Genomic DNA, 24,750 nt, shown 5'->3' on the forward strand with positions numbered 1-24,750 from the left:
TGCCAAGGGCTTGCCATGAAGGTCGTGTGCGTCGTCGACGACGAACCCCAGGTTCGCAAGAGCCTCGCCAATCTGCTGCGTTCCGCCGGGTATCAGGCTGTGTGCTTCGCCTCGGGTGAAGGCTTTCTCGCCTCGGAGTGGCGCACGCGCGCCATGGCGCTGGTGCTCGATATGCACATGCCGGGGCTGCAGGGCGCGGACGTGCAGTGCCGCCTGAAGGAGGCTGGGGTTTCCCTGCCGGTGATCTGCATGTCCGCTGACAACAGCCGGGACGTTGCCCGTCAGGCGCTCGACGATGGTGCCCGCGCCTTTCTGGCCAAGCCGTTCAGCGCCGAAGCCCTGCTGACCCTGTTGGCCGACCTGTCCGGAGCCGATGGATGAGCGCCCAACCTTTCGCCTTGCCGCTGCAAGCAGCCGAGTCCTTGGCGCAATGTTTCGACGCGCACTGGATGGCAAATCTGGCCTGGCAACCGCTGGATCATTGCGGCGGCGTCAGCCGCTGGCGGGTCGACGATGCACGCGCCGGGCGCAAGTGGCTGGTGGTGCGAGCCGACGCTCAGGCCACGCACTGGGAGCAGGCCGGGCTGGATCACGAATATGCCCTGGCGCCGCGCCTTGCGCCTGACTGGGCGCTGTTGCCGGTGGCGCGCCTGGGCTGTGCCGAGGGCACTTTGCTGGTGCTCGATGACGAAGCCGGTGTGCCACTGTCGACGCTGAGCCAGGCGCCCCTGTCGGTACTACGCTTCCTGCAACTGGCGCTGACCAGCACGCGGGCGTTGGCCGGCCTGCACCGAGCCGGCTTGGTGCACCGCAACCTGTGCCCGGAAAACCTCATTCTCGATCCGCAGGGTGGAGTGCGCCTGACCGGCTTCTGCCGTGCGGCAGTGGGTGATGAGGCAAGCGTGACACTGCCGCCCGTGGCCTGCCTGGCCTATCTGCCGCCGGATCAGGCAGGCAAGCCCAGTGCCGATCTCTATGCGCTGGGTGTGTGCTTCTTCCTCTGGCTGACCGGACGCCATCCCTTCGAGGCGCAGGACGCCGTCGAATGGCAGCACCGTCACGCCGCCGTTGCTGCGCCGCTGCCGTCTTCGCTGCGGCCGGGATTGCCGAGCTACCTGGATACCCTGATGAGCTGGATGCTGGCCAAGCAGGGCGAGGCCAGGCCGCAACAGGCCGAGCAGGTGGAGGCGGCCTTGCAGCGTTGCCTGCAGGCCTGGCGCGAGGGTGGCAGCCTGCATCGTGCGGCGCAGACGGCCCCGCGCCTGATCGGCCGAGAAGCGGAGCTGGGCGTACTGCGTCAGGCTCGCCACGAACTGCTGCTGGGGCAGGGCGGTGTGCTGCTGTTGCAGGGCGAGGCCGGCATCGGCAAGACCTCGCTGGTGCGGCGTCTGCGCCAGGATGAAGACGAAGAGCCGCTGCTGTTCGCCAGCGCCAAGTGCGAATTGGCCCGCCGTGGTCAGCCCTATGAAACCCTGGCCGCGCTGTTTGTCGGGATTGGCGAGCGCCTGCTGGCCGAGCCGCCCGAGCAGGTCGAGCATTGGCGCCGCTTGTTGCAGGCCCAGGTGGAGGGCCATGGCGCCCACCTGGTGCGCCTGATTCCGGCCCTGGCGCCGCTGCTCGATGGCGCGCCTGTGACCGCTGGCGAGCTGCGCCCGAGCGAGGCGCGCCGCTACCTGCGCGGCGTCTTGCAGCGCCTGCTGCTGGCACTGGCCCAGCCGGGCCAGCCACTGCTGCTGTTCATCGATGACATGCAGTGGATCGACCGCGAAAGCAGTGAGTTTCTCGCCGAGCTGCCGCGCACGGCATTTGCTCATCTGCTACTGCTTTTGACCAGTCGACCCAACCCCTCGGCGCAGGCTGCGCGCAGCCTGCTGGAGGCCTTTCAGGCTGTGCCAACGAGGTTTCGCACCCTGAGCCTGCAGCCGCTCGACAGCAGCGGCTTCAGCCAGTGGTTGGTGCTGGAAGGGGAGCCGCCGAGTGCGCTGGCAGCCGAGCTGTCCATGCACCTGCAGGAGTTGGGTGCGGTCAGCCCGTTGTTCTTGCAACAGTTCGGCGCGCTCTGGCGGGAGCTGGGCGCTGTTTCTTCACTGACGCTCGGCAGCGATGTCGATGCCCTGCTGGCTGCGCGCCTGCAGCGCCTGCCTGCGGCTACCCGCGAGGTGCTGCAGGTGTTGGCGCTGCTGGGCAACCAGACACGCCAGCAGGAGCTGGTCGCGGCCAGTGGCCTGCCTGCTGCCGAGGTCAGCGCCTGCCTGGGGCCGGCACTGGGTGCCGGGTTGATCGTCGAATACGGCGAGGAGCTGGGGTTCGTCCATGATCGGGTGCAGGAGAGCGTGCGTGCCGGCCTGACGCCGGAGCAGTCGGCCAGCCTGCAGGTGCGCCTGGTCGCCAATCTGATGAGTAGCGCATCCGATACGACCCGCCATGACGTGCTGGCGCGGGTGGCCGAGCAACTGCTGCGCCTGGCTCCTGACGCGCTGACGCGGGCACAGCGCCTGGCAGGGGCCGACCTGCTGTTGCGCTTATCCAGTCAGGCTCTCGATGTGGCGGCAGCAGGGCCGACACTGGCCTATCTGCGTCAGGCGCAGGTGCTGCTCGGCGAGCTTGACGAGCCGGCCCGGCTGGATCGACTCAGCCTGCTGATGGTGCGTGGGCTGATCCTCGATGCCGATTACGTGGGTGCCGAGCGCAGCATCGCATACTGCCTGGAACGTGCTTTGCCGGCCGAGCAGCGGGTCGAACTGCAATGCCTGCAGGTGGATGCGCTGTCCCTGCAGGGCCGTTACCGCGCGGCGGCGCTGTGCGCCATCGAGGCGTTGGCCGAACTGGGCATTGATTTCCCGGCCGAGCCGGATGCGCAGCAGGCCGAAGAGGCCTGGCGGGCTTTGCTCGAGGAATTGGGTGAACGTCCGCCTTGCCTGTTCGTGAGCCTGCCACGCGCCGAGGATGCCAGGATGCTGGCCGTCATGAGTCTGCTGGCTGCACTGATGATTCCCGGCTCGTTCGTCCAGCCGCACCTGTTGTTGCTGGCGAATGCCCGGATTGCGCAGTTGGCGCTGCGCCATGGTCTCAGCGCCACGGCAGTGCAGGCTTTGGCCTGGCTCGGCGTGGCGGCGGCCGAGCGTTTCGAGTGCCACGGCCCGGGCTTTGCCTTCACGGCGGTGGCACGGCAGTTGACCGAGCGGCCCGAGTATGCCGCCAGTCGCATGTCGGTATTGCTGGCGCTGGACCAGGTCAGCGTCTGGTCGCAGTCGCTGCCTTACGCGCTGGACTGCGCCGAACAGGCTTATCGCGCCAGCCTGGCACAGGGGGCGTTGAGCTTTGCCTGCTATGCCAGCAATCACATCGTCTCGGATCTGCTGGTACTCGGTGCGCCCATCGAGCGCATGTTGCAGCAGATCGACACCGGCCTGGCCATCGCGCACAACCTGGAGTTCCTCGACGCGCAGAGCCGGCTGCATATCCAGGCACGCTACATCCGTCGCCTGGCCGGTGACTGCGGCAGCGCCTGGGCGATTCCCGACAAGGCTGTCCTGCGGGCGCGGGTCGACGCCAGCGAGATGATGCAATTGCACTTCTGGTGGTGGCTGTTCGAGGGCTTGCTGGCGTTCCTGGAAGGTAGCTTCGTCGAGGCCGAGGTCTGTCTACAGCGTGCCTGGCAACTGACCTGGTCGGCTCCCGTACATATCCACCAGATCGATCTGGCGATGTTCAGCGTGCTCAACCGTGCCGCGCTGCAGAGCAGCACCGGCCAGGTGCAGGATTACGCCGAGCCGTTGCGCCGCCTGCGCTTGTGGGCCGAGCTCAATCCGCGTTACTTCAAGGATCGCCTGGCCCTGGCCGAGGCCGAGGTGGCGCGGGTCGAGGGGGATTTGCTCGGTGCGCTGCGCCTCTACGAACAAGCCATCGAGTATGCCGAGAGCGCAGGGGCCGTGCATATCAAGGGCCTTGGCCACGAGCTGGCTGCCCGTTGCCATGGCGAGCTGCACCTGCAGGTCAGTGCTCGTGAACACCTGCGCTGTGCCCATGCGGCGTGGCGGCGTTGGGGCGCGCACACCCTGGCCAGACAACTGGAACAGGCCCATGGCTTTCTCACCGTGCAGGACGGCGACTCGCAGGGAGCGCTGTCGATGGCGCAGCAGGTGGAGCGGCTGTCGATCACTCGCGCCTGCCAGGCCCTGTCGCGCGAGATCGAGCCCGACACGCTGATCGAAAGCCTGCTGGCCAACGCCGCCATGTATGCCAACGCCGGTTACGTGGTGCTGGCCCTGGCCGAGCAACAGCACCTGCGTGTGGCCGCCTGCGGCCAGTCGGACAGTGCCGGCGTGCGCGTACGCCTGAACCCGCAGGAGCCGGTCGAACAGTTGTTGCCGCTGGTGCTGGTGCGCCAGGCGATGGCCGGTGGCGGGCCGCTGCTGGTGGAGGGGCGCTATGCCTTGCGCCGTTACACCGACGATCCCTACCTGCGCCAACTGGATACGGGGGCGGTGCTCTGTCTGCCGCTGATCAAACAGCGCGAAGTGATTGGTGCGCTGTATCTGGAGAATCGCCTGACCACCGGCGTCATCGATCCCGCGCGGATCGATCTGCTGACCTTGCTGGCGTCGCAGGCGGCGATTTCCCTCAGCCATGCGCGTCTGTACAGCGATCTGCTGGCCGAAAACCAGCGTCGCCGGGAAAGCCAGGACACGCTGCGGCGTACCCAGGCGCTGCTGGCGCTGGGGCAGGCGGTGAGTCGCTACGGTACCTTCGTCTGGCGCCTGGGCGCCGATCCTTCGTTCTGGTCGGCCACGCTGCTGGCAGAGCTGGGGCTGAACCCGGCGGCGGGCGAGGATTATCTGCAGCATCCGGCGGCGCTGGTGCATGAGGATGATCGCGCACGTTTCGAGCAGGCGCTGTCGGCCGCGCTGGATGAGCGGCGCGGCATGCGTCTGGAGTTTCGCTGCATCTCGGCACTGCCATCGCCGCGCTACCTGGAGTTGCTGCTGGAGCCGACCGACCTCTACACCCTGATCGGCGTGGTCAGCGATGTCAGCGAGCGGCGCCGTACCGAGGCCGAACTGCATGCCGCGCGCAGCGAACTGGAGCGTACCGCGCAGGCGGCGATTCTTGGCGAACTGACGGCGTCCATCTCCCACGAGATCAATCAACCGCTGGCCTCCATCCTCTCCAACGCTGCGGCCAGCGTGCGCTGGCTGCAGCGCGAGCAGCCCTCGGTGGGCGACGCGCTGGAAGGCTTGCAGGACATTCTTTCGGAGTGCCGTCGTGCAGCCGAAATCATCCGCGCGACCCGTGCGCTCGCCTGCCAGGCACCGAGCGAGCGCCTGCCACTCGATCCGGCACAGATGATCCGCCAGGTACTGGCCATCATCCAGGCGGAAATCGACGACAAGCACATCGAGCTGAGCCTGCAACTGCAGAGCGGCCTGCTGGTGGCGGGGGATGCCGTACAACTGCAGCAGGTGGTGCGCAACCTGCTGCAGAACGCCATCGAGGCGATCAGTGGCCTGCCGCCCAGCAATCGCCGCCTGCGCCTGCAATGCCTTCGCCAGGGCGCAGAACTGCTGGTACTGATCGAGGACAGCGGGCCGGGCGTACCCGAGGCCTTGCAGGAGCAGGTGTTCCAGGCCTTCTTCAGCACCAAGTCCAGCGGCATGGGCATGGGCCTGGCCATCTGTCGCTCGATCATTTCCGCCCACGCTGGCGTGCTCGGTGCGACCCAGGGGCGCAATGGCGAGAGCCTGTTCTTCTTCACCTTGCCCTTGTATCGCCGGTGAAGGGCTTTCAGGGTTTTTCAGCCTTGTTCAAGGACTCCTGAAGCCCCTGGCCGCGACGCTTGCCTCATTGTCGAGGAGAGCGATCATGAGCACATTGGGACTGGCCGGGCAGGTGACGCTGGATGCCGAAGCCTATCGATTGACGCAGGGGCTGCAGGCGCTTCTGCAGTCGTCGGCTGCGGCTGACGAGCCGCTGTTCTCCCTGAGTCGGCAGCTGTGCGACTACCTGTTGGGGCGCGATCAGGGCGAGCCTGAACGTCCGCAGCATAATGCACGCCTGGCGCCCTGGCAGGAGCGTCGCGCCAAGGAGCTGTTGGCCGGCAGCCTGTGCGGGCGCCTGTACATCGCCGAGGTGGCTCGGCAGTGCGCGATGTCGCGCAGCCATTTTTCCCGTGCGTTCAAGCAGAGTACCGGGCTGTCGCCGCAGGACTGGGTGCTGAACCTGCGCATCGAGACGGCGCAGCGCATGCTCAGCCAGAGCAACCGTTCACTGACCGAGATCGGCCAGGACTGCGGCTTCTGCGACCAAGCGCACTTCACCCGCACCTTCAATCGTCTGGTGGGTGTGTCACCCAATCGCTGGCGCCAGGCCAGACGAACCGAGCGTGCTTCAGGGATATCCCCCTAGGGATAGGTCCGCTCGCCGGTGCATCGTGAATTGCAGCCGATGCTCCTACAATGGCGGCCTCACCCGCGAGGCCGCACTCCATGCTCGAACTCGATTCCACCCTGGCGCAGCACATCGTCGACCGCGCCATGGCCATCCTGCCGCACAACATCAACGTGATGGATGCGCAGGGCATGATCATCGGCAGTGGTGACCCCAGTCGCCTGCACACTCGCCACGAGGGGGCGCAACTGGTGCTGGCCAACCGCCGTGTGGTGGAGATCGATGCCCAGGCCGCAGCCTGTCTGCGCGGGGTGAAGCCCGGAGTGAACCTGCCGCTGCTGCATGCCGATCAACTGATCGGCGTGCTCGGCATCACCGGCGATCCGGAAACGGTGCGGCCTTATGCCGAGCTGGTGCGCATGGCTGCCGAGATGCTCGTCGAGCATCGCGTGCTACAGGCCGAGCGACACTGGCAGCGGCATCAGCAGGAGGCCTGGTTGCGCCATCTGCTCGATCCGCAGCAGGGCCTGGCGGGCTTGGCGTCCGAAGCCGAACGCCTGGGGCTGAACCTGAGCTGGCCGAGGCAGATGTGTCTGTTGCAACTGAGCCAGGAGGGCGATCCCTTGCCGCGTCAGGCGCGCCTGCTGGCTGCACTGACCAAGAGCGAGCATCTGGTGGCGCCACTGGGGCGTTTCGAACTGCTCTGGTGTCGTCCTTACAGCGCCACGCGTGACGATCAGGCCTGGTTGGCGCAGGCGGACGAGCGCGAGTGGGGCGTGCAGTGCCTGTCGCTCAGCGACCCTCTGGCCAATCTGACCGAGTTGCGCCAGGCCAGCCTGGTGCTGCGCGACCTGCTGGCCTACGGTCAGGCGCGCTTTCCCGAGCGCCGCCTGCTGCGCCTGGATGAGCTGCGCCTGCCCACGCTGCTCTATGCCCAGCGTCACAACTGGTTGCTGCAAGGCTGGCTGGCGCCGCTGCGCCGGGTGCTGGCGCAGGACACCCAGGGCAGTCTGCGCGAAACCCTGGAAGCCTGGTGCGCCCACGACGGTCAGGCACAGGCCTGTGCCCAGGCATTGGGCATTCACCGCAACACCCTGCGTTACCGCCTGGAGCGCATCGGCGAACTGAGCGGGCTGGATCTCAACCGCCTGGAGCAGCGCCTGCAGCTGTCTCTGGGGCTCGGCCTGCTGGAGCCGAAGGCTCAGGGTTGAAGCTCTGCAGATAGCGGCATGACGCGCTGTCGTAGGAGCGGATTTATCCGCGATGGGATTGGCACGGCATCGTAGAAGATCGCGGCTGAAGCCGCTCCTACAAGATGATGGCGTTGTGCGTATGCACAGGGGGATGCGCGATCATGTCGGGGCGGTTCGTGCCTGTGCACAGAGCGATAGTGGGGCGCGCTGAGCCACAATGGCCCGCCTGTTCGGCATTCCCAAGCGGGTGTGACATCCGCTCATAACAACAACGAGGAGACTGGTCATGGGCCTGGTCCTGATTCTGGTGGCGCTGATCGCGTTCATCGTGCTTTCCACTACCCGCCTTAAACTTCATCCCTTCCTGGCCCTGCTGGGCGCCGCGCTGATTGCCGGCTTCGCCTATCAGCTGCCCAGCGCTGAAATCATCAAGACCATTACCGCAGGCTTCGGGGGCATCCTCGGCTACATCGGTATCGTCATCGTGCTCGGCACCATCATCGGCGTGATTCTCGAACGCAGTGGCGCCGCCATCACCATGGCCGAGACGGTGATCCGCCTGCTGGGCCAGCGCTTCCCCACGCTGACCATGTCGATCATCGGTTACCTGGTGTCGATCCCAGTGTTCTGCGACTCCGGCTACGTCATCCTCAACTCGCTGAAGAATGCCCTGGCCGCGCGCATGAAAGTCTCCGTGGTGGCCATGAGCGTGGCCCTGGCCACCGGCCTGTACGCCACCCACACCTTCGTGCCGCCGACCCCCGGTCCGATTGCCGCTGCCGGTAACCTGGGCCTCGATGCCTCGCTGGGCCTGGTGATCCTGGTGGGTCTGGTGGTCGCTGCGGCAACCGCCTTCGCCGGCATGCTCTGGGCCAACCGTTATCTCAAGCAGGATGACAGCCAACTGCTGGAGGAAGCCCCAAGCGAACTGCTGGCCGAGAACATCGACTTCGAAGCACTGCGTGCCCGTTACGGCAAACTGCCGAGTACCTGGCAGGCCTTCGCGCCGATCTTCGTGCCCATCGCGCTGATCTGCCTGGGTTCGATTGCCGCCTTCCCGAGCAAACCGTTCGGTACCGAGGGGCTGTTCCAGGTGCTGAGCTTCCTTGGTCAGCCGGTTGCCGCGCTGCTGGTCGGCCTGGCCCTGGCCTGCAGCCTGCTCAAGGGGGAGGACAAGCGTAAGCAGTTCCATGATTTCGTCGCCGACGGCCTCAAGGATGCCGCGCCGATCCTGCTGATCACCGGTGCCGGTGGTGCCTTCGGTGCTGTGCTCAAGGCCACCGCGCTGACCGGCTACCTGGGCGACACCCTGTCGGCGCTGGGCATCGGTCTGTTCATGCCGTTCCTGGTGGCGGCTGCGCTGAAGAGTGCGCAGGGCTCCTCCACCGTGGCACTGGTCACCACCTCGGCCATGGTCGCACCGCTGCTGGGCAACCTGGGCCTGGACAGCGAGATGGGCCGCGTGCTGACCGTGATGGCCATTGGCGCCGGCGCGATGACCGTGTCTCACGCCAACGACAGCTTCTTCTGGGTGGTGACCCAGTTCAGCCGCATGAAGGTTTCGACCGCCTACCGCGCTCAGACCCTGGCGACCCTGATTCAGGGCATCGCCGGCATGCTCACCGTCTGGCTGCTCAGCCTGGTGCTGCTGTAATCCGCTCCACAGGTGGGCGACCATACGGTCGCTCGCCCCTGCCGAGGTACCCGAGATGAAAATCGTCATTGCCCCCGACTCCTTCAAGGAGAGCCTCAGCGCGCCCGACGTGGCGGCTGCCATCGCCCGTGGCTGGCAACAGGTGTTCCCCGAGGCCGAGTGCCTGCTGCGGCCCATGGCTGATGGCGGTGAGGGCACGGTCGACGCATTGCTCGCCGCCGTGGGCGGTGAGCGTCGCGAATGCCAGGTGCGCGGGCCCATGGGCCAGCCGGTGCAGGCGCACTGGGGGTGGCTCAATAACGGTACGGCGGTCATCGAAATGGCCGCTGCCAGTGGCCTGCACTGGGTACCACGCGAACAGCGTGATGCTCGCCAGGCATCGAGCTACGGCACTGGCGAGCTGATCCTGCAGGCGCTCGATGCCGGCGCCTCGCGGATCATCCTTGGTCTGGGCGGCAGCGCCACCAACGACGGCGGTGCAGGCTTGTTGCAGGCGTTGGGCATGCGCCTGCTCGACGAACAGGGGCGCGAGCTGCCGCCGGGCGGCGTGGCACTGGCTGCGCTCGATCAACTCGATCTGAGTGGCCTGGATGCACGCCTGCTGTCGGTGCAGGTGGAAGTGGCTGCGGACGTCGACAACCCGCTGTGTGGCCCGCGTGGCGCCTCGGCGGTATTCGGCCCGCAGAAGGGCGCGACGCCTGCGCATGTCGAGGAGTTGGATCTGGCCCTGGGGCGTTTCGCCCGCATCGTCGCGGCGACGCTGGGCGAAGACCACGCCACCTTCCCAGGCGTTGGTGCGGCGGGCGGTCTCGGCTTTGCCGCGCGGGCCTTTCTCAAGGCGACCTTCCGCCCGGGGATCGAGCTGGTGGCCGAACTATCCGGCCTGGCCACGGCCGTGGCGGGTGCCGATCTGGTGATAACCGGGGAAGGGCGGATGGATGCGCAGACCCTGCATGGCAAGACGCCGATGGGCGTGGCACGTGTGGCACAGGGCGCTGGCGTACCGGTAATCGCCCTGGCGGGCAGCCTCGGTGACAACTATCAGGCGCTGTATGACGCTGGTATCGAAGCCGCCTTCAGCCTGGCACCAGGGCCGCTGAGCCTGGAGCAGGCGATGGCAGGCGCCGCTGGCGAGTTGCAGGCGCGCGCCGTGGATATCGCGCGCCTATGGCGTCTCGCCGGGCGGGGCTGAAGCTTCGCGGTAGGCTGCAGCGGCCCGTTCGAGGAAGGCCGGCAACTGCTTGCGCGGCACCTTCTGCTGACGAGCGGCGGCCAGGCATTCGAGCATGTAGCGGCGCATGTCGGCATTATCGCCGGCCAGCGCCAGTGCCTGGTCACGGTCGATCCATTGGCGCATGCGCAGATACAGCCAGGCATGAAAGGCCAGGCCGGCGACGGTCGTGACGACGATGATGAAATAGTCCATGCAATACTCTGTTGCCTTGATGCAGGTCGCATTCTAGCTGTCGCCCGGCTGTACGGCGCTGCGTCTTTGCGCCGCGCCGGGTGACACTCGGCCAGGCAAGGAGTCTAATAGGCATCAGTCATCAATGGAGGAAACAAACCATGCGTAAGCCCGCAGCTATGGCTGTATTCGTTGCCGCGACTCTCGCGCTCGGTGGTTGCGCCTCGAGCCTGACCGGTGACACCTACAGCCGTGATGAGGCTCGCCAGGTTCAGACCGTGCGCATGGGCACCATCGAGTCCCTGCGGCCGGTGAAGATCGAGGGTACCAAGACGCCAATCGGCGCTGGCGCTGGCGCGGTCGTCGGTGGTGTCGGCGGCAGTGCGCTCGGGGGCGGTCGCGGTAGCGTCGTGATGGCGGTGGTCGGCGCAGTGGCCGGTGGTCTGCTGGGCGCGGCGGCCGAGGAAGGCCTGACCCGCACCCAGGGCGTTGAAATCACCGTGCGTGAAGACGACGGCACCATGCGCGCCTATGTGCAGGAAGTCGAGCCGAACCAGATCTTCCGCGTCGGTGAGCGTGTGCGCATCATGACGGTCAATGGCACCAGCCGCGTTACTCATTAAGGCGGTCGCTGATCGAAGAAACCGGAGCAGTCACAGGCTGCTCCGGTTTTTTTATGTGCGTTCGTCTATCGGGCGATAGATAGATTCGCTTATTCAGCTGTCGGTGTGTTTAGTAATAATTCAATGCATGACGATCCACCGATAGGTATGGATAATCGGTGGTTATTCTTGTCACGACAACGACTTAGCTGAGTCGTTGTGGTGTGTGGTTGTTCACCGTCAGGGAGTTGCGACTCCAATTCTCGTCGCCGGTCGTGGCTGGCCGGCGTGCCTGCATAAGGGGTTTTGCTGATGGCGCTTGCGTTGATCGTCGCCTTGCCATTTCTGGGGCTGTTTCTTCCCGTGCTCACCGAGCGCCTGGGGCGCTCGGCCTGTGCCGTTGCGGCTGCGCTGCCGCCGTTGATTGCACTGGTGCTGTTGTTCAGTCTGCAGCCGGGTGTATTCGCCGGTGAAGTGCTGCGGGCCAAGCTTGAGTGGTTGCCGCAACTGGGCTTCAACCTCAGTCTGCGCCTCGATGGCCTGGGCTTTCTCTTCGCCCTGCTGATTCTCGGCATCGGTCTGCTGGTGATCCTCTATGCCCGCTATTACCTGTCCAAGAGCGAGCCAATGGGGCGATTCTTCGCCTTCCTGCTGCTGTTCATGGGCGCCATGCTTGGCGTGGTGCTGTCGGAAAACCTGCTGTTGATGCTGGTGTTCTGGGAGCTGACCAGCCTGTCGTCGTTCCTGCTGATCGGCTTCTGGGGTTCGCGCTCCGATGCACGCAAGGGCGCGCGCATGGCGCTGGCCGTCACCGGCGGTGGCGGTCTGGCGTTGCTGGCCGGCATCCTGCTGATCGGGCATATCGCTGGCAGTTTCGAGCTGTCGCAGGTGCTCGCCGCGGGTTACGCGATCCGTGCCCATGAGTTGTATCCACTCGCCCTGATCCTGGTGCTGCTGGGTGTGTTCACCAAGTCGGCGCAGTTTCCGTTCCACTTCTGGCTGCCGCATGCGATGGCCGCACCGACGCCGGTGTCGGCCTATCTGCACTCGGCGACCATGGTCAAGGCCGGCGTCTTCCTGCTGGCGCGTCTGTACCCGGCGCTGGCCGGCTCCGAGTGGTGGTTCTACCTGGTCAGCCTGACCGGCCTGGCCACGCTGCTGATCGGCGCGACCCTGGCGCTGTTCCAGCATGACCTCAAGGGGCTGCTGGCGTACTCGACCATCAGCCACCTGGGCCTGATTACCCTGCTGTTCGGTCTCGATACGCGCCTGGCTGCGGTGGCGGCGGTGTTCCATATCATCAACCACGCCACCTTCAAGGCCTCGCTGTTCATGGCCGCCGGCATCATCGACCATGAAACCGGCAGCCGCGACATGCGCCGTATCAACGGCATGTGGAAGTACATGCCGCACACGGCGATGCTGGCCATGGTGGCAGCTTCGGCCATGGCCGGGGTGCCGTTGCTCAATGGCTTCCTGAGCAAGGAAATGTTCTTCACCGAAACCCTGCACCAGCACCTGCTGGGCAGTTTCAACTGGGTGATTCCGGCGGTGGCGACCCTGGCTGGGGTGTTCTCGGTGGCCTATTCGCTGCGCTTCATCCATGACGTGTTCTTCAATGGCGAGCCCATCGACCTGCCCAAATACCCGCCGCACGAGCCACCGCGTTACATGAAGGTGCCGGTCGAGGTGCTGGTATTCCTCTGCCTGCTGGTGGGGATCGTGCCGGCCTATACCGTCGCGCCGCTGCTGGCCGCGGCGGCTTCGGCAACCCTGGGGGGCAACCTGCCGGAGTACAGCCTGTCGATCTGGCATGGCATCAACCTGCCGCTGATCATGAGCGTGGTGGCGCTGGTCGGCGGTGTGCTGGTCTACGCCCTGCGCAAGCCGCTGTTTCGCTGGTATTCGGGTATGCCCAAGGTCGACGCCAAGCTGGTATTCGAGCGCATGGTGGTGAGCCTGTTCATCAGCGCGACGGCGCTGACTCGCCGCCTGGACAACGCATCGCTGCAACGCTACATCGCCTACCTGCTGGGCTCGGCCATCGTCGTGGTGGTGATGGCGCTGGGGCCGCTGCCTGAGCTGGGCGGTTCGGTGCCGCTGAGCCCGATCGATGGCATCACCGCGCTGGGCCTGGGCATCATGACCCTGGCGGCGCTGGTCACGGTGATCTTCCATCGCCAGCGCCTGGTGGCGCTGCTGATGCTCAGCGTGGTCGGCCTGATGGTGGCCCTGGCATTCGCCCGTTACTCGGCACCGGATCTGGCGTTGACGCAGCTGTCGGTGGAGGTCGTGACCATCATCCTGCTGATGCTGGCGCTGTTCTTCCTGCCGGCGCAGACGCGCGTCGAGTCCAGCAGCATGCGTGCATTGCGCGACTTCAGCCTGGCCATTGGCAGCGGCGTGATGGTTTCGATGCTGGCCTTCGCCGTGCTGACCCGCCCTTACGAAACGATCGCCGGTTACTTCCTGGCCAACAGCGTTTCCGGCGGCGGTGGCACCAACGTGGTCAACGTCATTCTGGTGGACTTCCGGGGCTTCGATACCCTGGGCGAGATCACCGTGCTGGCCATCGCCGGTGTCGGCATCTACGCGATGCTCGATGGCCTGCGCCTGTTCCAGCCCAATGCCGACGCCGAGGGACGCAGTTGGGCGCGTGATCGCCACCCGCTGATCCTCGCCACCCTGTCGCGCGTGCTGCTGCCGATGGCGCTGCTGATTTCGGTGTTCATCTTCCTGCGTGGTCACAACCTGCCAGGTGGCGGCTTCATCGCCGGTCTGGTCACCGCCGTGGCGTTGATCCTGCAATACGTGGCCAGCGGCGTGCAGTGGACGCAGTCGCGTCTGCCGCTCAATTACCACCGTATGGCCGGCGCCGGCGTGCTCATCGCCGCTGCTACGGGGCTGGGCAGTTTGCTGTTCGAACGGCCCTTCCTGACCTCGGCCTTCGGTCACTTCAACATTCCGCTGGTGGGGGAGATCGAGCTGGCCACCGCCATGCTGTTCGACCTGGGCGTCTACCTGACCGTGGTCGGGTCGACCCTGCTCATCCTCGCCAACCTGGGCAAGCTGACCCAGGAAAAGCCCGGACAGGAGGTACTCTGATATGGAAGCGCTGTTTGCCGTGGCGCTCGGCATCCTGACCTCGAGCGGGGTCTATCTGCTGCTGCGCGCCCGAACCTTTCCGGTGGTCATGGGGCTGACCCTGATTTCCTATGCGGTCAACCTGTTCCTGTTCGCCATGGGCCGTCTGCAGGGCGGCGCCTCGACGGTGATCGGGCGCGGCTCGCAGTATGTCGACCCGCTGCCACAGGCGCTGGTATTGACCGCCATCGTCATCGGTTTCGCCATGACCGCGTTCGTCGTGGTGCTGGCACTGCGCAGCGTCGGTGAACTGAGCACCGACCACGTCGATGGCCGGGAGCAGCATCGATGAATCATGCGTTGATCCTGCCAATTCTCCTGCCCCTGCTGGCGGGCAGCCTGCTGCTGGTGGCGGCGCGTCGCGACATGCCGTTCAAGCGGCTGGTTTCCGTCGCCAGCAGCGTCTTGCTGGTGCCGTTGAGCCTGTGGTTGCTGTTGCAAGCCGACCAGGGTGTGATTCAGGTCTATGCTCTGGGTAACTGGCAGCCGCCGTTCGGTATCGTGCTGGTGCTCGACCGTCTCAGCGCGCTGATGCTTGCTGTAACTTCGGTGCTGGCATTGTTCGCCGTGCTCTACGCGATGCGTGGCGACGACGAGCGCGGACGTAACTTCCACGCCCTGTTCCAGTTCCAGTTGCTGGGCATCAATGGTGCCTTCCTCACGGGCGACCTGTTCAACCTGTTCGTCTTCTTCGAAATCCTGCTGATCGCCTCCTACTCGCTGTTGTTGCATGGCGGCGGCAAGGATCGGGTGCGGGCGGGGCTGCATTACGTGGTGCTCAATCTGGTCGGCTCGGCGTTCTTCCTGATCGCCGTGGGTACGCTGTATGGCGTGACCGGCACCTTGAACATGGCCGACATGTCGCAGCGCGTCGCCGCAGCCGGTGCCGATCATGCGCCGCTGATCGCAGCGGCGGCCATGTTGCTGCTGGTGGTGTTCGGCCTCAAGGCGGCGTTCCTGCCGCTGTATTTCTGGCTGCCGCGCGCCTATGCCTCGGCCACTGCGCCGGTGGCGGCGCTGTTCGCGATCATGACCAAGGTCGGCCTGTATTCGATCCTGCGTGTTTACACCCTGGTATTCGGCGACGAGGCCGGCAACCTCTCGAACCTGGTGCAGGAGTGGCTGTGGCCGCTGGCCCTGCTGACCCTGGCGCTGGGCGCCATTGGCGCCTTCGCCTCGGTCACCCTGCAGGGCATGCTCGCCTATCTGGTTGTGCTGTCGGTGGGCACCTTGCTCGCCGGCATGGCGCTGGGTACGCCCGAGGCGCTGCAGGCCGCGCTGTTCTACCTGATTCACAGCACCTGGGTAGCGGGTGCGCTGTTCCTGATCGCCGATCTGATCAGCCGCCAGCGCGGTATCAAGGTCGGTCAACTGATCCAGGGACCGGCGCTGCAGAACCCGCATATCCTCGGTGCCCTGTTCTTCGCCGGTGCCATTGCCGTGGCGGGCTTGCCGCCGTTGTCCGGTTTCTTCGGCAAGGTGCTGCTGCTCAAGGCCGCCGGGACTGGTTGGCAAGCCGCGCTGTTGTGGCCAGTGGTGCTGGTCGGCGGTCTGGTGACCCTGATCAGCCTCAGCCGTGCTGGCAGCACTTTGTTCTGGCGCGTTGGCCTGAGCCAACTCGACAGCGCCGAACTGGACGAAGGCCGCCTGGTCGCGGCCATCGGCCTGCTGCTGATGAGCCCGCTGCTGGTGCTCTGCGCCGCGCCTGCGCTGGACTACCTGGCGGCCACGGTGGCGCAACTGCATGACCTGGGGAGCTATCACATGATCCTGCGCAGCGGAGGTGGTGCATGAACGCACGTCGCTGGTTGCCGCATCCGCTGCTGAGCCTGTGCCTGCTCGGCGTCTGGTTGCTGTTGGTGAACGACTTCAGCCTTGGCCATTGCCTGCTGGGTGCTTTCCTGGGCTGGCTGATCCCGCTGGTCAGCCAGGTGTTCTGGATCAACCCGCCGCAGATCCGCAAGCCCATCAAGCTGTGCCTGTTCCTGCTGCGCGTGCTGGGCGACATCGTGGTGGCCAACCTGGAAGTGGCCAAGCTCATCCTCGGCCCGACCAGTCGTCTGCGCCCGGCGTTCGTCGAAGTACCGGTGCAACTGGACGATGAACTGGCATTGACCATGCTCGCCAGTATCGTCTCGCTGACGCCGGGTACCGTTTCGGCTGACCTCAGCGATGACAAGCGCACGCTGCTGATCCACAGCCTCAACGTGGACGACGAAGCCGAACTGGTGCGCAGCATCCAGACCCGTTACGAAGCCCCGCTGCTGGAGGTGTTCGCATGCTCGCGTTCGTGATCCCGATTTGCCTGGCCATCATGGGCCTGGCGCTGGTGCTGACCCTGGCCCGGCTGATCAAGGGGCCGGACATGCCTGACCGCATCCTGGCCCTGGATACCCTGTACATCAACGCCATTGCGCTGCTGGTGCTGTTTGGCATCTGGCTGGGCAGCGATCTGTATTTCGAGGCAGCGCTGCTGATCGCGGTGATGGGCTTCATCGGTACCGTTGCAGTGGCCAAGTATCTGCTGCGCGGCGACATCATCGAATAAGAACGATCTGCTGCGCGTCGGCCCTGCTGCGTTAAAAACAGGCTCGGATGCTCATTTACAACTCGTAAACTCCGCGTCCTCGCCTGTTTTTGCCTTGCATGGCGCTAGCTCGCGAGATCGTTGAATCGTTCTACGGAGATTGCTGTATGCAAACTTGGATCGAAGGCCTGGTCGCCCTGTTTCTGCTAATCGGCAGCCTGTTCGCCCTGGTAGGCGCCATCGGCCTGTATCGTCTGCCGGATTTCTTCATGCGCCTGCATGGCCCGACCAAGGCCACCACCATGGGCGTGGGCGGCATGGTCATCGCTTCGCTGATCTACTTCGGCACGCGCGGCAATGGCATCAGCCTACATGAGTTGTTGATCACCCTGTTCCTGTTCATCACCGCGCCGGTCAGCGCGCATATGCTGGCCAAGGCTGCGCTGCAGCAGAAGCTTCCGATGAGCGAGCAGACCCGTGGTCGCCCCTGGGAGCAGTGACAGTTTTCCCGTACGGCTGTATCTGTCGGCGGATGTGCTCGGCTTCTAGACTGAGGCTCTGACTCGGACGAGGCGACCCTCATGCTGCAGGTGCGTGCGGCTCAAGCAACCGACATAGAGGCCATGGGCGATCTGCTACTGGAGCATGGCCCCAATCCCTGGAATTACTTGCCCGAAGCCGAGGTGCGCGTGCATCTGGCCGGCATCGCTACCAGGCAGACGCGCGCCTGGCTGGCCGAGGAGGGTGGCGAGTTGCAGGGTTTCGTCAGTTGCCGGCTGACCGATGCCTTTGCCGAGCACCAGCCTCCGTCGCGCGCCGTGCAGACGCATGCCTATATTTGCGAGGCCGTGGTGCATCGCCAGCAGGCCGGTCGAGGCCTGGGCTCGCGGCTGCTGCGAGAGGTGGTCGAGATGCTCTTGGCGCAAGGGCTGCAGGACATCTACATCGACCGCCACGAAGAGAACGTGGCCTCGGCGGGGATGATGCGCAAGGCAGGTTTCGTCGAGTTGCTGACCTACCCCGATCCGCAGCGCCGGTCGAGCGGTTCTGGCCGGTCGACCTTGTGTTGCCTGAGAGCCGAGCCCGAGGAATGAGCCAGCGCCTGGTCTGACTTTGGTCGTGCCTGCACGCCGCTGCTGTTGCTGCGTTTTGGCGTGCGTCGGTAGAGGCGGCTGGGCTGCATGCGTTCCAGCCGCGATAGGCTGGTAAAACCAGCGCTTCGCGGCTGAAGCGGAATGCCGCCCAGCCGCTCCTACAGGTGGCGCAGTCGTGATCAGGGTTAGCCGAGCATATCCTTGATCACCGCCTCGGCCACGCGAATGCCATCGACGCCCGCAGAGAGAATGCCGCCGGCATAGCCCGCGCCTTCACCGGCCGGGTACAGACCCTTGAGATTAAGGCTCTGCAGGTCATCGCCACGGGTGATGCGCACCGGCGAGCTGGTGCGCGTCTCGATGCCGGTGAGCACCGCATCGGCCAGGTCGAAGCCCTTGATCTGCTTGGCGAAGGCTGGGATCGCCTCGCGGATCGCCTCGATGGCGAAGTCCGGCAGCGAGGGGGCCAGATCGCCCAGGCGCACGCCCGGCTTGTATGACGGCTGCACTTCGCCAAGTGCTGTGGACGGCGTGCCCTTGATGAAGTCGCCGACCAATTGCCCCGGCGCCTCGTAGTTGCGCCCACCGAGTACGTAGGCGTGCGATTCCAGGCGCTCCTGCAGTTCCACGCCGGCCAGCGGGCCGCCCGGGTAGTCCTGCTCGGGGGTGATGCCGACGACGATGCCGGCGTTGGCGTTGCGCTCGTTGCGCGAGTACTGGCTCATGCCGTTGGTGACCACGCGCTCCGGCTCGGAGGTGGCGGCGACCACGGTACCGCCCGGGCACATGCAGAAGCTATAGACCGCACGGCCGTTGCTGGCATGGTGCACCAGCTTGTAGTCGGCGGCGCCGATTTTCGGGTGCCCGGCGTACTTGCCCAGGCGAGCACGGTCGATCAGCGATTGCGGGTGCTCGATGCGGAACCCCACCGAGAACGGCTTGGCTTCCAGGTACACGCCACGGGCATGCAGCATGCGGAAGGTGTCGCGCGAGCTGTGGCCGAGGGCGAGCACGACATGCTTGCTGAGCAGTTGCTCGCCGTTTTCCAGCACCACGCCGCTGAGTTGACCGTCTGCCATGAGCAGGTCGCTGACGCGCTGCTGGAAGCGCACTTCGCCGCCAAGGGCCTTGATCTCCTCACGCATGGTGGCGACCACGCCGGTCAGGCGGAAAGTGCCGATATGCGGCTTGCTGACGTAGAGGATCTCGTCCGGCGCGCCGGCCTTGACGAATTCTTCCAGCACCTTGCGCCCGTAGTGGTTGGGATCCTTGATCTGGCTGTACAGCTTGCCGTCGGAGAAGGTGCCGGCGCCGCCTTCGCCAAACTGCACGTTGGAGGTCGGGTCGAGCACGTTCTTGCGCCACAGGCCCCAGGTGTCCTTGGTGCGCTGACGCACTTCCTTTCCGCGCTCCAGCACGATGGGGCGCAGGCCGGCCTGAGCCAGGATCAGCGCGGCGAAGATGCCGCAGGGGCCGAAACCGACGACGATGGGGCGTTCATCCAGCGGCGTTTCGGCCTTGCCCACCGGCTTGTAGGCGATGTCCGGTGCCGGGCCGACATGCTTGTCATCGCTCAGGCGGGCGAGCAGCGCCGCTTCGTTCTTCACTTCGCAATCTACGGTGTAGATGAACGGCATGTCGCCGTACTTCTTGCGCGCATCGTAGCTGCGCTTGAACACGGCGAAGGCGAGCAGCTCGGCCTCCGCGATGCCCAGGCGCTGGACGATGGCCGGGCGCAGGGCTTCCTCGGGATGGTCGAGCGGCAGTTTCAGTTCGGTCAGGCGAATCATGGCGGGTATCCAGCAGGGCCGGTGGTGATCCGGCAGGGTGTAAAGAGGGGCGGCGATTGTACAGGATCGCCGCGTGCCGGTCGTGCTGGCTGGAAGCCTCGACGTAGCCCGGATGCAATCCGGGAAGTCCCGCGCTCCCAATCCCCGGATTGCATCCGGGCTACTGACGGCTCAGGTGGTGCCAGTGCAGCAGCACGTCGAGCATGCGGTTGGCGAAGGCCCATTCGTTGTCGTACCAGGCCAGCACCTTGACCAGGTCGTCCTGCACGCGGGTGTGGTTGAGGTCGACCACACACGACACCGGGTGGGCGTTGAAGTCGCTGGACACCAGCGGCAACTCGTTGCACTCCATCACCCCCGGTGTCAGCGCCTTGGCCCCGGCCTGCAGGGCGGTGTTGATGGCCTCGCGGCTGGCCGGGCGTTCGGCGCTGAAGGTGAGGTCGAGCAGCGACACGTTGGGTGTTGGCACCCGCACGGAAAGACCGTCGAGGCGACCGGCCAGTTCCGGCAGCACCAGGCCGATGGTCTTCGCCGCGCCGGTGCTGGTGGGAATCATCGACAACGCTGCAGCGCGTGCGCGGTAGAGGTCGTCGTGGGCCTTGTCCAGCAGGTTCTGGTCGTTGGTGTAGGCGTGCACGGTGTTGACCAGGCCTTGGCGGATGCCCACCGCTTCGTGCAGCACCTTGGCCAGTGGCGCCAGGCAGTTGGTGGTGCAGGAGGCGTTGGAAACGACCTGCTGCTGGTTGCTCAGCAGGTTGTGGTTGACGCCGTAGACCACGGTCAGGTCGGCGCTTTCCAGCGGGTGCGAGAGCAGCACGCGCTGCGCGCCGGCGGTCAGGTGCTGCTCGGCCTGTTCGCGTTTCTTGAACTTGCCCGAGCACTCCAGCACCAGATCGACGCCCAGGCGGTTCCACGGCAGGTTGAAGGCTTCGCGCTCGTTGAGCAGGTGGATGGCCTGGCCGCCGAGGTGCAGTTGCTCGCCGATCAGGTCGACTTCGCCGGGGAAGCGGCCGAAGGTGGAGTCGAAGCGGGTCAGGTGGGTGAGGGTGGCGTGCTCGCCGAGGTCATTGATCGCGACCAGGCGGATGCGCTGTTGCAGGTCGCGTTGCACCAGCGCGCGTACCAGGGCTCGGCCGATACGCCCATATCCATTCAGGGCAATGCGTAGCATGGCGGTCTCCTTCCATCATTGGCTCTTTCAGCTTAGGTGCAGAGCCCGAGACCTGGCCAACCGGCTGTGGCAAAAGATGACGGAAGTCGCGTGCCGGTGCGCTGCCGGCACGCGGCGGCTGTCAGTTGCGCATGCCGCCGAAGTGGGCGCAACCCCGCAGCACCTGGCCATCAAGGCGCAGTTCGGCGCTGAGGTGGTTGACCGTGCCACTCATGGCGTCGACGCAACGCTGCGGCGCGACCCACAGCTCCAGGCGTTGGCCGTTGGCCTCACTGCTGAAGCTGATGCGTTCGTCCGGCAGTTGTTCTTCCAGATAGGGCAGGGCCAGCGGCTCGTGATCCGGACGGTTGAGCACCAGGCCCTTGCTGCCGACTTCCACCTGCCAGAACGGCTCGTTGCCACTGGCGCGCAAGGTCAGGCGCTTGAAGTTGAGGTCGTCGCAGCCGTGACCTTCGCCCTGCAGGCGATACAGGCGGCTGACCTCGAAGCGGCCATCGCTGCCCTGACCCTGGCTGCCGGCCAATTGGCCGGCGACATCGGCGAACAGGTTGCTGTGTCCGTCTGCCAGGAGATCCATGGCTTCGCGCTCGACACCGCTGCCACTGGCATCGACCAGGGTAAAGCGGCGCTGTTCCTGGCAGGGGGTGAACAGCAGGGCGCCGTTCTGGACTTGCACCTCACCTTGCAGGCGCGTGGCCGGCGGCGGGCCTTCGGGCTTGCCGGTATAAACCTGGCAGGCGGTCACGAGGGGGAGCAGGGCGAGGGTGGCGAACAGGCTGCGGGTGATGGACATGGGGGCCTCCGAAGGAAGCCGCCACCATAGCCACAGCGCGTTCCCGGCTCAAGCCGTTTGCTTTGACGAGACGCGCCGGCTGCGGCCTAATGCGCCGGTTTCCCGCTTTCGGTCGATTGTTCATGCCCAGCTCCGCCATGCGTCCCAGCACCCTTCACCTGCCACAGGGCGAATGGGCCACGGTGCTCGACTGCCTGTGCGATCACTTCCCGGCCATCGACCGCACCACCTGGCTCGAGCGCATGGCGCGCGGGCGGGTGCTGGATGCCGAGGGCGCGCCCCTCGATGCGTCACATCTCTATCGCGCCGGGCTCAAGGTGCGCTACTTCCGCGAAGTGCCGCAAGAAACGCCGATTCCCTTCGAGGAACAGGTGCTGTGGCAGGACGAACACCTGCTGGTGGTCGACAAGCCGCACTTCCTGCCGGTGATGCCGGCTGGTGAATACGTCGAGCAAACGCTGCTGGCGCGCCTGGTCAGGCGTACCGGCAACGCGGATCTGGTGCCGATCCACCGTATCGATCGCCTGACTGCCGGTCTGGTGCTGTTCTCGGTTCAGCCGAGTACGCGCGGCGCGTATCAGGCACTGTTTCGCCAGCGTGAGGTGCACAAGCGCTACGAGGCTATCGCTCCGGCGTTGCCGCAGCTCGAATTTCCCTACGTGCACCGCTCGCGCATGGTCGAAGGCGAGCCCTTCTTCCGCATGCAGGAGGTGGTGGGGGAGGCCAACAGCGAGACGCATATCGAGGTGCTGGAGCGCCGTGGCCAATTTTGGCGCTACGGCCTGTCGCCGGTGACAGGGCGCAAACACCAGTTGCGCGTGCATCTGGCCGGCCTGGGTGCGCCGATCCAAGGCGACGACTTCTACCCACAACTCAGCAGCACCCGCCAGCAGCCCGACGACTACAGCAAACCGCTCAAGCTGTTGGCGCGTGGCCTGCGCTTCATCGACCCGGTCAGCGCCCAGGAGCGTGAGTTCGAGAGCCAATTGCAATTGGCCTGGTGACGGCAGTCGCATTTCGGCTGTGGCTTTCGCGCGGGGATATGCAGTCAAATGCAGGTGCGGGCAAATCCAACCCCCGCGAGGACCATGGACGATGACCCAACAATCGCAATTCGCCCTGCTCGGAAAGAAACGGTTTCTGCCGTTCTTCGTGACGCAATTGCTCGGCGCCTTCAACGACAACATCTTCAAGCAGTCGCTGATTCTCGCCATCCTCTTCAAGCTCAACACCGACGCCGACCGCGATCTGCTGGTCAACCTCTGTGCGTTGCTGTTCATCCTGCCGTTCTTTCTGTTCTCTGCGCTCGGCGGTCAGTTCGGCGAGAAGTTCGCCAAGGACGCGCTGATTCGTCAGATCAAGCTGGCGGAAATCTTCATCATGCTCGCCGGGGCTGCTGGGGTGCTGCTGAACAATCTTGAGTTGATGCTGGCGGTGCTGTTCGCCATGGGCACGCAGTCGGCCCTGTTCGGCCCGGTCAAGTATTCGATCCTGCCTCAGCACTTGCAGGAGAACGAGCTGGTCGGTGGCAACGCGCTGGTGGAGATGGGTACCTTCCTGGCGATTCTCGCTGGCACCATCGGCGCCGGCGTGATGATGGCCAGCAGCAGCTACGCCTCGATCGTCGCCGGCTCGGTGGTGGGGGTGGCGGTGCTGGGCTACCTGGCCAGTCGCGGCATTCCCCGTGCAGCGGCGGCGATGCCGACGCTAAAGCTGGACTGGAACATCCTGCGTCAGTCCTGGTTGACCATGAAGCTCGGCCTCGGCCTCGGCCAGCGTCCGGCGGTGTCGCGTTCGCTGGTGGGCAACTCCTGGTTCTGGTTTCTCGGCGCGATCTACCTGACCCAGATTCCGGCCTATTCCAAGGAATGGCTGCACGGCGACGAGAGCGTGGTGACGCTGATTCTTACCGTGTTCTCGCTAGGCATCGGCCTGGGCTCGATGCTCTGCGAGCGTATGAGCGGGCACAAGGTGGAAATCGGTCTGGTGCCCTTTGGCTCCATCGGTCTGACCTTCTTCGGCATCCTGCTGTGGTGGTGCTCCGGCGGCTTCCCCGAGGGCGCCGAGCCGCACAGCTGGTTGGCATTGCTCGGCTATGGCCAGGCCTGGTGGATCCTCGGCAGCATCCTCGGCATCGGTCTGTTCGGTGGTTTCTATATCGTGCCGCTGTACGCGCTGATCCAGTCGCGCACCGCCGAGCACGAGCGGGCGCGGGTGATCGCCGCCAACAATATCCTCAACGCCCTGTTCATGGTGGCCTCGGCCATCGCCGCGATCCTCTTCCTCAGTGTCGCCGGCCTGACCATCCCGCAGTTGTTCCTGGTGGCCTCGCTGATGAACGTCGCGGTCAACAGCTACATCTTCAAGATCGTCCCCGAATTCAGCATGCGCTTTCTCATCTGGCTGCTGGGGCATTCGATGTACCGCGTCGAACACCGCAATCTGCAGGTCATCCCCGAGGAAGGGCCGGCCGTGCTGGTGTGCAATCACGTGTCGTTCGTCGACGCGCTGCTGATCGGTGGCGCCATTCGCCGGCCGGTGCGCTTCGTCATGTACTACAAGATCTACGACCTGCCAGTGCTCAACTTCGTCTTCCGCACTGCCGGCACCGTGCCGATCGCCGGGCGCAACGAAGACTTGCTGATCTATGACGCAGCGTTCAAAAAGATCGCCGAGTACCTGCGCAACGGCGAGCTGGTGTGCATCTTCCCCGAGGGCAAGCTGACCCGTGACGGCGAGATCGATGAGTTCAAGGGCGGGGTGCAGCGCATTCTCGATGAGAACCCGGTGCCGGTGATTCCCATGGCCCTGCAGGGGCTGTGGGGCAGCTTCTTCAGCTACGACCCGAACAAGGGTTTGTTCAGGCGCCTGTGGTCACGGGTGACGCTGGTGGCGGGGGACGCCATTGCGCCCGAGCAGGCCACGCGTGACCTGCTGCAGGCGAGGGTGAGCGAACTGCGTGGAGAGCGTCGTTAGCCCGTGGTGCGAAC

Annotated in this window: 20 protein-coding genes; 16 read left to right on the forward strand and 4 right to left on the reverse strand. The window is 65.4% G+C overall.

What is annotated here, in order from left to right:
* Nucleotides 1–15: 15 nt before the first annotated feature.
* The 6 genes from VC352_RS21555 (at nucleotide 16) to VC352_RS21580 (ending at nucleotide 10,426) form a co-directional block, all read left to right on the forward strand.
* Nucleotides 16–381, forward strand: a complete 366-nt coding sequence (locus VC352_RS21555) for a response regulator transcription factor (RefSeq protein ID WP_322981551.1) — start codon at nucleotides 16–18, stop codon at nucleotides 379–381.
* On the forward strand, nucleotides 378–5,777 hold the full coding sequence (locus VC352_RS21560; protein ID WP_322981552.1) for an AAA family ATPase: 5,400 nt from the start codon (nucleotides 378–380) through the stop codon (nucleotides 5,775–5,777). The genes VC352_RS21555 and VC352_RS21560 overlap by 4 nt, the downstream gene beginning before the upstream one ends.
* Before the next feature lie 85 nt (nucleotides 5,778–5,862).
* On the forward strand, nucleotides 5,863–6,405 hold the full coding sequence (locus tag VC352_RS21565; protein WP_322981553.1) for an AraC family transcriptional regulator: 543 nt from the start codon (nucleotides 5,863–5,865) through the stop codon (nucleotides 6,403–6,405).
* 80 nt (nucleotides 6,406–6,485) lie between these two features.
* Nucleotides 6,486–7,598 carry a sugar diacid recognition domain-containing protein gene (locus tag VC352_RS21570; RefSeq protein WP_322981554.1) on the forward strand — a complete coding sequence of 371 codons (1,113 nt, stop codon included), beginning with the start codon at nucleotides 6,486–6,488 and terminating at the stop codon, nucleotides 7,596–7,598.
* Between the two features lie 268 nt (nucleotides 7,599–7,866).
* Nucleotides 7,867–9,234 (forward strand): GntP family permease, encoded by a 1,368-nt coding sequence (locus tag VC352_RS21575; RefSeq protein WP_322981555.1) that lies wholly within the window; start codon nucleotides 7,867–7,869, stop codon nucleotides 9,232–9,234.
* 55 nt (nucleotides 9,235–9,289) lie between these two features.
* A complete protein-coding gene (locus VC352_RS21580; RefSeq protein WP_322981556.1) occupies nucleotides 9,290–10,426 on the forward strand; it encodes a glycerate kinase in 1,137 nt (378 codons plus the stop codon).
* Here the strand turns inward: VC352_RS21580 and VC352_RS21585 are convergent.
* A complete protein-coding gene (locus tag VC352_RS21585; RefSeq protein WP_322981557.1) occupies nucleotides 10,400–10,660 on the reverse strand; it encodes a hypothetical protein in 261 nt (86 codons plus the stop codon). The two genes, VC352_RS21580 and VC352_RS21585, sit on opposite strands and share 27 nt — an antisense overlap.
* A 140-nt stretch (nucleotides 10,661–10,800) precedes the next feature.
* Here VC352_RS21585 and VC352_RS21590 point away from each other — a divergent pair, with 140 nt between their 5' ends.
* The 8 genes from VC352_RS21590 (at nucleotide 10,801) to VC352_RS21625 (ending at nucleotide 18,006) form a co-directional block, all read left to right on the forward strand.
* Nucleotides 10,801–11,262, forward strand: a complete 462-nt coding sequence (locus VC352_RS21590; protein WP_322981558.1) for a hypothetical protein — start codon at nucleotides 10,801–10,803, stop codon at nucleotides 11,260–11,262.
* Between the two features lie 291 nt (nucleotides 11,263–11,553).
* Nucleotides 11,554–14,346, forward strand: a complete 2,793-nt coding sequence (locus tag VC352_RS21595; RefSeq protein ID WP_322981559.1) for a monovalent cation/H+ antiporter subunit A — start codon at nucleotides 11,554–11,556, stop codon at nucleotides 14,344–14,346.
* A gap of 1 nt (nucleotide 14,347) precedes the next feature.
* Nucleotides 14,348–14,677: a Na+/H+ antiporter subunit C gene (locus VC352_RS21600; protein ID WP_322981560.1), complete on the forward strand. Its 330-nt coding sequence runs from the start codon at nucleotides 14,348–14,350 to the stop codon at nucleotides 14,675–14,677.
* A complete protein-coding gene (locus VC352_RS21605; RefSeq protein ID WP_322981561.1) occupies nucleotides 14,674–16,179 on the forward strand; it encodes a monovalent cation/H+ antiporter subunit D in 1,506 nt (501 codons plus the stop codon). Before VC352_RS21600 ends, VC352_RS21605 begins: the two co-directional genes overlap by 4 nt.
* Entirely contained in the window at nucleotides 16,176–16,679 is a 504-nt protein-coding gene (locus VC352_RS21610; RefSeq protein ID WP_322981562.1) for a Na+/H+ antiporter subunit E, read from the forward strand. Before VC352_RS21605 ends, VC352_RS21610 begins: the two co-directional genes overlap by 4 nt.
* A complete protein-coding gene (locus VC352_RS21615) occupies nucleotides 16,664–16,933 on the forward strand; it encodes a K+/H+ antiporter subunit F (protein ID WP_159973263.1) in 270 nt (89 codons plus the stop codon). The genes VC352_RS21610 and VC352_RS21615 overlap by 16 nt, the downstream gene beginning before the upstream one ends.
* A gap of 146 nt (nucleotides 16,934–17,079) precedes the next feature.
* Nucleotides 17,080–17,412: a Na+/H+ antiporter subunit G gene (locus tag VC352_RS21620; RefSeq protein WP_322981563.1), complete on the forward strand. Its 333-nt coding sequence runs from the start codon at nucleotides 17,080–17,082 to the stop codon at nucleotides 17,410–17,412.
* An 81-nt stretch (nucleotides 17,413–17,493) separates the two neighbouring features.
* Nucleotides 17,494–18,006, forward strand: coding sequence for a GNAT family N-acetyltransferase (locus VC352_RS21625; protein WP_322981564.1), 513 nt, complete (start codon nucleotides 17,494–17,496; stop codon nucleotides 18,004–18,006).
* A 185-nt stretch (nucleotides 18,007–18,191) separates the two neighbouring features.
* Here the strand turns inward: VC352_RS21625 and VC352_RS21630 are convergent, their stop codons facing one another.
* The 3 genes from VC352_RS21630 to VC352_RS21640 all read right to left on the reverse strand — a co-directional run bounded on the left by VC352_RS21630 (nucleotide 18,192) and on the right by VC352_RS21640 (nucleotide 21,760).
* Nucleotides 18,192–19,796 (reverse strand): NAD(P)/FAD-dependent oxidoreductase, encoded by a 1,605-nt coding sequence (locus VC352_RS21630; protein WP_322981565.1) that lies wholly within the window; start codon nucleotides 19,794–19,796, stop codon nucleotides 18,192–18,194.
* Between the two features lie 160 nt (nucleotides 19,797–19,956).
* Nucleotides 19,957–20,967, reverse strand: a complete 1,011-nt coding sequence (gap, locus tag VC352_RS21635) for a type I glyceraldehyde-3-phosphate dehydrogenase (RefSeq protein WP_322981566.1) — start codon at nucleotides 20,965–20,967, stop codon at nucleotides 19,957–19,959.
* 121 nt (nucleotides 20,968–21,088) lie between these two features.
* Nucleotides 21,089–21,760: a hypothetical protein gene (locus tag VC352_RS21640; RefSeq protein ID WP_322981567.1), complete on the reverse strand. Its 672-nt coding sequence runs from the start codon at nucleotides 21,758–21,760 to the stop codon at nucleotides 21,089–21,091.
* Between the two features lie 122 nt (nucleotides 21,761–21,882).
* Here VC352_RS21640 and VC352_RS21645 point away from each other — a divergent pair, with 122 nt between their 5' ends.
* The gene (locus VC352_RS21645) at nucleotides 21,883–22,764 is read left to right on the forward strand and encodes an RluA family pseudouridine synthase (RefSeq protein WP_322981568.1); all 882 of its coding nucleotides are present in this window, start codon (nucleotides 21,883–21,885) and stop codon (nucleotides 22,762–22,764) included.
* Between the two features lie 91 nt (nucleotides 22,765–22,855).
* Nucleotides 22,856–24,736 (forward strand): MFS transporter, encoded by a 1,881-nt coding sequence (locus VC352_RS21650; protein WP_322981569.1) that lies wholly within the window; start codon nucleotides 22,856–22,858, stop codon nucleotides 24,734–24,736.
* The last annotated feature ends 14 nt before the right edge of the window (nucleotides 24,737–24,750 follow it).

The organism is Pseudomonas sp. C11 (assembly GCF_034683865.1).
GTDB lineage: Bacteria > Pseudomonadota > Gammaproteobacteria > Pseudomonadales > Pseudomonadaceae > Aquipseudomonas.

What these genes read in the sequence shown, in the direction of transcription:
- VC352_RS21555 (WP_322981551.1), top strand. Translation starts at nt 16, where the DNA reads ATGAAGGTCGTGTGCGTCGTCGACGACGAACCCCAGGTTCGCAAGAGC.
- VC352_RS21560 (WP_322981552.1), top strand. Translation starts at nt 378, where the DNA reads ATGAGCGCCCAACCTTTCGCCTTGCCGCTGCAAGCAGCCGAGTCCTTG.
- VC352_RS21565 (WP_322981553.1), top strand. Translation starts at nt 5,863, where the DNA reads ATGAGCACATTGGGACTGGCCGGGCAGGTGACGCTGGATGCCGAAGCC.
- VC352_RS21570 (WP_322981554.1), top strand. Translation starts at nt 6,486, where the DNA reads ATGCTCGAACTCGATTCCACCCTGGCGCAGCACATCGTCGACCGCGCC.
- VC352_RS21575 (WP_322981555.1), top strand. Translation starts at nt 7,867, where the DNA reads ATGGGCCTGGTCCTGATTCTGGTGGCGCTGATCGCGTTCATCGTGCTT.
- VC352_RS21580 (WP_322981556.1), top strand. Translation starts at nt 9,290, where the DNA reads ATGAAAATCGTCATTGCCCCCGACTCCTTCAAGGAGAGCCTCAGCGCG.
- VC352_RS21585 (WP_322981557.1), bottom strand. Translation starts at nt 10,660, where the DNA reads ATGGACTATTTCATCATCGTCGTCACGACCGTCGCCGGCCTGGCCTTT.
- VC352_RS21590 (WP_322981558.1), top strand. Translation starts at nt 10,801, where the DNA reads ATGCGTAAGCCCGCAGCTATGGCTGTATTCGTTGCCGCGACTCTCGCG.
- VC352_RS21595 (WP_322981559.1), top strand. Translation starts at nt 11,554, where the DNA reads ATGGCGCTTGCGTTGATCGTCGCCTTGCCATTTCTGGGGCTGTTTCTT.
- VC352_RS21600 (WP_322981560.1), top strand. Translation starts at nt 14,348, where the DNA reads ATGGAAGCGCTGTTTGCCGTGGCGCTCGGCATCCTGACCTCGAGCGGG.
- VC352_RS21605 (WP_322981561.1), top strand. Translation starts at nt 14,674, where the DNA reads ATGAATCATGCGTTGATCCTGCCAATTCTCCTGCCCCTGCTGGCGGGC.
- VC352_RS21610 (WP_322981562.1), top strand. Translation starts at nt 16,176, where the DNA reads ATGAACGCACGTCGCTGGTTGCCGCATCCGCTGCTGAGCCTGTGCCTG.
- VC352_RS21615 (WP_159973263.1), top strand. Translation starts at nt 16,664, where the DNA reads ATGCTCGCGTTCGTGATCCCGATTTGCCTGGCCATCATGGGCCTGGCG.
- VC352_RS21620 (WP_322981563.1), top strand. Translation starts at nt 17,080, where the DNA reads ATGCAAACTTGGATCGAAGGCCTGGTCGCCCTGTTTCTGCTAATCGGC.
- VC352_RS21625 (WP_322981564.1), top strand. Translation starts at nt 17,494, where the DNA reads ATGCTGCAGGTGCGTGCGGCTCAAGCAACCGACATAGAGGCCATGGGC.
- VC352_RS21630 (WP_322981565.1), bottom strand. Translation starts at nt 19,796, where the DNA reads ATGATTCGCCTGACCGAACTGAAACTGCCGCTCGACCATCCCGAGGAA.
- gap (WP_322981566.1), bottom strand. Translation starts at nt 20,967, where the DNA reads ATGCTACGCATTGCCCTGAATGGATATGGGCGTATCGGCCGAGCCCTG.
- VC352_RS21640 (WP_322981567.1), bottom strand. Translation starts at nt 21,760, where the DNA reads ATGTCCATCACCCGCAGCCTGTTCGCCACCCTCGCCCTGCTCCCCCTC.
- VC352_RS21645 (WP_322981568.1), top strand. Translation starts at nt 21,883, where the DNA reads ATGCCCAGCTCCGCCATGCGTCCCAGCACCCTTCACCTGCCACAGGGC.
- VC352_RS21650 (WP_322981569.1), top strand. Translation starts at nt 22,856, where the DNA reads ATGACCCAACAATCGCAATTCGCCCTGCTCGGAAAGAAACGGTTTCTG.